Consider the following 6607-nt stretch of genomic DNA (forward strand, 5'->3'; position numbering starts at 1 on the left):
GGTGCCTGGCGGAACAGGTTGGGTATTGCGGTGCACGTCGAGTGAGCAACAGGCATCGATGGCCATCCGCTACTGGGTCGCCGCAGCGTCATCCTCCACAACTGCCGACGTTGCCCGTGCGCCGATCGCGGTGAGCAGCAGCTGCGCGGCGAGGGCGGCGCCAACGCCCTCGCCGGCTCGAAGCCGTAGCTGCAGCAACGGTTCCAAGCCCAGCTCGGTGAGCACTGCCTGGTGTCCCCGCTCGCGGCTGCACTGACCGGCGATGAGCATGCTCTGCGCAGCGGGCTGCATCCGCACCGCGAGCAGCGCAGCCACCGAGGTGACCAGTCCGTCCAGGATGATGGGTGCCCGCCGAGACGCCGCGCCGAGCACCACCCCGACCAGCAACGCGATCTCGGGCCCACCGAGAGCCGCAGTGAGGGTCATCGGGTCCCGAAGTCGCTCGGCGTGCTCGGTCCGTGCGCGCGCCAAAGACGCGGTGACGACGTCGCGTTTGCGTTCCAGCATGGCAGTGTCCGCCCCCGAGCCGAGGCCGATGGCATCCTCGGGGCTCAGGCCGAGCATCGCGGCCAGTAGGCAGGAGGCGACAGTGGTGTTGCCGACGCCGACCTCGCCAAGGCACACGAGACCCGCTGTTGCCAGGTCTTCGCCCAGGGAAGTGCCCTGCGCGACAAGCGCTTCCGTGTCGTGGATGCTCATCGCGTCGGCAGTCACGAGATCTCCGACGGGCCCGGCGCATTCTGCATACACCACCTTCGAGGCAAGTCCGGCGGCACGTGCGGTGCTGGCGCCGAGGCTGACCCCGTTGCGTGCCGCATCCAGCACCTCGCCCGTGACCGATGGGTCGTAGGCGGAGATCCGGTGGCGAGTGACCGGGTGGTTCCCCGCGGCAAGCACCACAGTGCCGCCGACGGGTTGGGTGGGGGTGAGTGCAAGCACTCGGTCGGCGGCCGTGTCCAGCACTCCGAGCGAACCGGGCACGCTGAGCAGCCGTGCGCCGCTGTCACGGGCCGCTACGACCTGCCCCTGATCCGGCGCGGTCACGTGGGGCGTGCGGACGGCTGGGTCAACGACCTGCCGCTCCGGCGATGCGGCGAGATGCGAGGCCGGCGCGGCCGGCTCGCCACCATCCGGCCATCGTTCGGCAAGCACCACCTCCTCGAGCGGCGCACGTTTGGACCAGCCGTGCCGCTCCAGGCCCGGCGACGGTGGCCGCTCGTCCGGCCAGCCGAGGCACAGCCACCCAAGTGTCTCCACACCGTCGGGCAGATGCAGCAGGCGCGCCAGGTCGGCCGGTTGGAACAGTGTCACCCAGCCGAGGCCAAGACCTCGCGCGCGGGCGGTCAGCCAGATGTTCTCGATGGCGCAGGCGCAGCTCCACAGGTCCGTGTCTGGGAAGCTGGCACGTCCGAGCACACCGCCGGGCGCTGTGCGTCGGTCGCAGGCTACGACGACGCCGAGCGGGGCGTCTCGGATGCCGTCGAGCTTGAGGTCGAGCAGCCGGGCACGACGGTCGGGAGTGAGCCCGTTCGCCTGGCGCAGGCGTTCACGGTCCGCAAGCCGAGCAGCATGATCACGGGTGGTCTGCTCCTGCACGACGATGAATCGCCATGGCTGCGAGTGCCCGACGGACGGTGCCCGGTGGCCGGCCGCCAGAATGTCCCGTAGGACGTGCGGTGGCACCGGGTCGGGCCGGAACCTGCGGATGTCTCGACGGGCGCCGACCACGGTGTCCAGAGACTCGTTCGTAGCCGGGTCCAGTGCCCACCCCGCCGGATCGGTTGCGCGCTGTGCGGCGGAGGTCTGGTCACCGATGAGTGGGACGGGGCGCGGCCAAGGCATGGTGCGCACGCTACCCGTCACGGCTGGGACGGGCGAGCCCGATCGCCTCTACGCTCAAACCCACGAGCGTCTGATCCCGTACCTCTGGTGGCCGCGGAGACATCACATCTGCAGCACCCGAGCGGTTCGGTGGCATCGTGGTGCTAAGACTGATTGCCCATCGAAACATTCGAGTGATCGAGGTGCGGGCATGGTTCGTCAAGCGACCGGCGGCGCGAACGATTCCGAAGCTGAGCCAGAACCACCGCGAGCCGACGCGATAGCGGGCGAACTCGTGTCCGAGGCCTTTGATTATGACGGTGGGCGGCGAGTCACTGTGTACGTACCGCCGGATCCGCCCGAGGGGGTCGTGTTCGCCGGCGACGGCCAGCTGATCTCGCATTGGGGCGGCTACCTGGAGGCGGCCGACGTACCGTCGACGATGATCGTCGGTGCCTACCCGACGGCCGACGAGGATGAGATGGTGCGCATCCATGAGTACTCGCCGTCGTTCGACGAACACCGTTTCGCCGCGCACGAGAGATTCTTCGTCGAGGACGTCCGCCAATGGGTGCGGTCCCGCTTCGGTGTCGCGCTGCCGCCCGAACGCACAGCGGTGGGTGGTGTGTCGGCGAGCGGGGAGCTCTCACTGGCCATGGGGCTCCGCCATCCGGACGTCTACGGGGTGGTCTTCTCCGCCTCGCCGGGAGCCGGCTACCGGCCGCCTGCTGTGATGCCGAGCCGGTTGCCGCGCACCTATCTCGTCGCCGGCACGCTGGAACCGTTCTTCCTCGAGAACGCGAGCCGGTGGGCGGACGCCCTGCGCGATGCCGGCGCGGACGTCGTGATGACGCAGCGAGTCGGCAACCACGGGGGCCGCTTCTGGGCGGACGAGTTCCCCCTCATGATTGCCTGGGCGTTCGGACGTTGAACTGGCGCGTTCTGTAGCTAGAGCAACGCTGCGCAGCGAGTGCGCGACTCGGACCTGAGCAGTCGCGTCAGGTCGGGCGGCGCATGTCGAAACGGTTGCTGGTGTCGATGCCGAAGTAGGCTGTTGGGCCACCTGCCCGCAGGATCGGCTGCGCACGAGCCGTGTCGTAGATGCCGTCCACGAGCAGGTCCTCGTCGATGTGCACGCCTACCACCTCACCGACCGTGAACCAGGACCCGGTGGCATCACCCGCGGCAGTCTGCAGTTCGATGATCTGGGTGACTCGGCACTCGAAGGTGACTGGCGCCGCCGCCACACGCGGCGCCTTCACCTCCAGCGAGGCTCCGGCCTCGAGCCCGGCCGCCTCGAATTCATCGATGTCCTCGGTGGTTGAGGTCGCGTTCATCTGCTCGGCCAGCGAACGGGTGGCGAGGTTCCAGGTGAACTCGCGCGTCGCGTCGACGTTGGCCACGGTCCCCTTCCAGCCGTTGCTGGAGAAACCCACCAGTGGCGGGATGTAGTTGAGCGCGTTGAAGAAGCTGTACGGGGCGAGGTTGCGTCGACCCTGCGCGTCCAGCGTCCCGATCCAGCCGATCGGGCGCGGCGCGACGATGGAGTTGAAGGGGTCGTGCGGCAGCCGGTGGCCGTCCGCGGGACGGTAGAAGTGTTCGGTCACCCGTCTATGTCAGCAGAGAACCGCCGCCGCTCCAAGGCAGACGCGCCTACCGGCAGCCTCAAGGGGACGCCGGAGGGGCCATGGAGGAGCCATGGAGGAGCCAGAGTTGGGGTATGGCCTTCTGACGTGCGTAGATATGAGTGGGGCGGCTGGGGCTTGAACCCAGGACCGACGGATTATGAGTCCGCTGTGAAGGCCGCTGACCTGCATAAATGTAACCGCGTGACACAATGGTGACACAGTGAGTGGCAGTCTGAGCGAGAATGTGGTCCGTCGGGGACAGGTGGAAGGATGGCCTGCCGGCGAAAACAGACCGGTCGCAAGGTCCCGGCGAAGAGGCCGAGGTACCGTCCGCTCGTCCTGGCGTTCGGGTCAGTAGCCTCGCGAGACGCCGGTCGCGAGGCGGTCGCCGCGACGTGGATCTCGGCGGACGATGGAACGACCTCGGCCCGGTTCATTGGTAGCGGATCAAGAGGGCCGGAGGTTCATGCGGCCGAGCGGTTGGCTACCCACTTGGCCAACTCATCCTCGCTGATCCGCCAGCAGGCACGGCGTTTGCTCGGGGAGAGGTTGACCGCTGGGAGGTAGCCAGTGCGGATCCAGGTGCCGACCGTTTCTGGGTGGACGCCGAGCACCTTGGCGATCTGCGCGGGGGAGAGGTAGCTGGTGGTCATGTCGCGGACCGTTCTGCCGCGGTGAGGTGGCCAGCGATGTGAGTGGTGTCAGCTTCGCCACGGACGCTTACTTCGGCGAGATCTGCCCGGTCACCGGGAGCATGAGTGAGCCCACTGTTCGACGGATCTGTCGTGACATCGCACTGGCGGCGCACGGTGACCGACGCGCAGTCCCGGCCGGCCACGGACCGGTGGGTAGGATGCAAGCCTCGCCATCCTGCCCGCGACGACAGGCATGTCGGCTCATTCACGTCGATCACCTCGGTCCACCAAAGGGGCCCGGCAACTCGTGCACGGACATGTTCACGACGGAAGCCATGGGTAACCGGGGGCATCGGCCGCCAGTGCCTGCAGCGACTTGCGGACGAGACGGCGGCCCGCGTGGAGATCCGAGCACGTGTGCTCCGTGCCCACCCAGTCCACGACCCGGACCGGCTCATCCTCGGCCGGCGGCGCGCTGCCTGACTCACCCAAACATCCACGACCCCAGGCGATTCGGGTCTGTCGATGCTGTGCGGGCGGCCACGCGCCATCGTCGCGCTCAGGGCATCGAGCCTCCGGCAGCCCGCCATGTCAGCGCCGCTGATTATTGCGGGGACGTCCTTTAACACGTCCTCACGGGTTGCTCAGACGGCACGTCTCCATCGTCCTCAAGGTCGCGTTTGCCCAGGTCAGGGCCCTAAGTCCCCTACGTCCCCAAAACCGTGATGCCCACACGCAAGCGGCGTGCTATCCGGGCTCGTTGAGCGCTTGCCCGAACACAGGGTCGAGGATCTCAGCGACCAGGACCATCTGATCGTCGAGGTTCTCTGCGCTGAACTCCTCAAAGCCTTCCTTGCGCCGCCACGCGGCCCACTTGACCTGGGCGGTGTCGCCGTAGTCCTTTACCACTGGGCGGATGGGTTTCAGGTCAACCTTGCGAAACTGGGCGACTGCCTCGGCGGACCGGCGCAGCTCGGCGCGATCGATGGCGTATTGCGCGGCGAGCTGCACGATGTCGAGGTAGTCGCGCCATCGGGTGCTGGTGGTGCCGCGCTCCAAGATGGTGACGCCCTTCTCGGCGATCACGGTCTCGGGGCGGTAGCCGGTGACTTCGATGTTGGCGCCGAGCAGGCGGGGGATCGTGACCGTGTGTGGCATAGGGACGATCGGGTCTCCGGTCGAGATGTCCCATGCGGCCACGCCCTTCCACGAGCCGATCCTGACGTTGACGCGCAGCCGAAGTCCGGGGTATTCGGCCCGCTCGCGGATCTCCTGAACGGTGATGGTCTCGAGGTCGAAGGTGAGGCCGTCTTCGACGTCCACCGCAGCGATGTCGTGGACGACCCGAATGATTTGGTCGGGTGTGACGGAAGCGCTGACTGCTTCGGCGTCGACATCCTTGGTCGGCCGGCGCACCCCGTACGCCGCGAGCAGGATTCCGCCCTTCAGGACGAAGGAGTCGGCGTGCTCGGTGCAGGTGAGCCTGAACAAGAATGACTCCAGCGCATGTCTGCTCAGATACTCAGCCGTCGGGGTGGCAGTTCCATGCGACGCCGCGTCGGAGCGAGCCTTGGTCTGGAGCGCGCGGTAGATCTGCTCGCCGGTGCTCATCCGATCGCCTCTAAGGTGCGCAGCAGTGGACCCTTGCTGCGAGGGATCCGCGAGGCGATCTCCATCAGATGGGCCGGTTTGCCGCCGCGTCGAAGCCATTCGCGTAATGCGTCGCGGCCGAGCTCGTATCCGACGGCGCCCCGCATTCGAAACGCATCAGCGATACACCGCTCAGGTGAGTAGATCCCGATCCTGAGACTTGAACCGGTGATATCGATTTCGGTCCGCCCCAGGTCGAAGGTCTGTCGGTCGAACAGGTGCCACTCGATAGCCGCCTCAGTGGTGGGGATACGGGAACCGCGGGGGATGGCAATGTCGAGCGTGTGGGGGATGGTGTCCGTCAGGTCGTAGAGGGCGAGCGCCGACGTCAGGCAGATGGTCGCTTCCGGGCGGCGAGTGGCGGCCTCGATCCAGTCCCAGTCGGCCGTGGGAGCGTTCCGGTCGCGGTAGATGCCGCGAGCGATCCGTTCGAAGCGCCCGTCCCGCGTGGCGCGGTAGAGGCCGCTCTTGGACATGCCGAGCTGTTCCGCCTGCTTGGGCGTCAGCGTGTCCACAGTCAGCACCTTTCTGGCGAGGGTTCGAAACGTCTACAGATAATACTATCTGTCCACGGTTTCGGTCAGGCTGGATTACTACCGGCCGGCGCGACCGAAGGCTGCTCGCCGTGCGGTCTTCGCCGAAACGGTGTTCCGGCATTTCCCCACCAGGTGGCAGGCCAGGCCGGCTCCGGCGGGCGCCCACTGTGGGCAACCTTGAGTGCACTCACGCGGCCCCGCGACAAAGCCGATTAGGATTCGCGTCAGAATAACCTAGGTTTTATGCTTTGAGGGCTCTACGCTCGTGCTATGGCAGTGATGGCGCAGGCGGTGGAGTCGGTGGAGCGGCGCTATGCGGTATTGCGTGAGCATCTGG

General features: G+C 67.1%; 6 protein-coding genes and 1 tRNA gene. 1 reads left to right on the forward strand and 6 read right to left on the reverse strand.

Annotated features, from left to right (window positions below):
- Positions 1-69: 69 nt before the first annotated feature.
- On the reverse strand, positions 70-1842 hold the full coding sequence (bluB, locus tag FGL98_RS19895; RefSeq protein ID WP_146319746.1) for a 5,6-dimethylbenzimidazole synthase: 1773 nt from the start codon (positions 1840-1842) through the stop codon (positions 70-72).
- 190 nt (positions 1843-2032) lie between these two features.
- On the opposite strand from bluB, the gene FGL98_RS19900 reads away from it, so the two are divergent.
- Positions 2033-2752, forward strand: coding sequence for an alpha/beta hydrolase (locus FGL98_RS19900; protein ID WP_146319748.1), 720 nt, complete (start codon positions 2033-2035; stop codon positions 2750-2752).
- A gap of 67 nt (positions 2753-2819) precedes the next feature.
- On the opposite strand, the gene FGL98_RS19905 is transcribed toward FGL98_RS19900, so the two are convergent.
- The 5 genes from FGL98_RS19905 to FGL98_RS19920 form a co-directional block, all read right to left on the reverse strand.
- Entirely contained in the window at positions 2820-3428 is a 609-nt protein-coding gene (locus tag FGL98_RS19905; RefSeq protein ID WP_146319750.1) for a flavin reductase family protein, read from the reverse strand.
- Positions 3429-3569: 141 nt separating this feature from the next.
- Positions 3570-3634: transfer RNA gene (locus FGL98_RS25540), tRNA-Ile, on the reverse strand.
- Positions 3635-3913: 279 nt separating this feature from the next.
- The gene (locus tag FGL98_RS19910; protein WP_146319752.1) at positions 3914-4102 is read right to left on the reverse strand and encodes a helix-turn-helix domain-containing protein; all 189 of its coding nucleotides are present in this window, start codon (positions 4100-4102) and stop codon (positions 3914-3916) included.
- A 729-nt stretch (positions 4103-4831) separates the two neighbouring features.
- Positions 4832-5695 carry a nucleotidyl transferase AbiEii/AbiGii toxin family protein gene (locus tag FGL98_RS19915; protein WP_146319754.1) on the reverse strand — a complete coding sequence of 288 codons (864 nt, stop codon included), beginning with the start codon at positions 5693-5695 and terminating at the stop codon, positions 4832-4834.
- Positions 5692-6249, reverse strand: a complete 558-nt coding sequence (locus tag FGL98_RS19920) for a type IV toxin-antitoxin system AbiEi family antitoxin domain-containing protein (protein ID WP_146319756.1) — start codon at positions 6247-6249, stop codon at positions 5692-5694. Before FGL98_RS19920 ends, FGL98_RS19915 begins: the two co-directional genes overlap by 4 nt.
- Positions 6250-6607 lie beyond the last annotated feature (358 nt).

This window comes from Leekyejoonella antrihumi (genome assembly GCF_007845645.1).
GTDB classification, from domain to species: domain Bacteria; phylum Actinomycetota; class Actinomycetes; order Actinomycetales; family Dermatophilaceae; genus Leekyejoonella; species Leekyejoonella antrihumi.

Bases quoted from the DNA above. Each gene is read 5' to 3' on its own strand.
- bluB (WP_146319746.1), bottom strand. From the start codon at position 1,842: ATGCCTTGGCCGCGCCCCGTCCCACTCATCGGTGACCAGACCTCCGCC.
- FGL98_RS19900 (WP_146319748.1), top strand. From the start codon at position 2,033: ATGGTTCGTCAAGCGACCGGCGGCGCGAACGATTCCGAAGCTGAGCCA.
- FGL98_RS19910 (WP_146319752.1), bottom strand. From the start codon at position 4,102: ATGACCACCAGCTACCTCTCCCCCGCGCAGATCGCCAAGGTGCTCGGC.
- FGL98_RS19915 (WP_146319754.1), bottom strand. From the start codon at position 5,695: ATGAGCACCGGCGAGCAGATCTACCGCGCGCTCCAGACCAAGGCTCGC.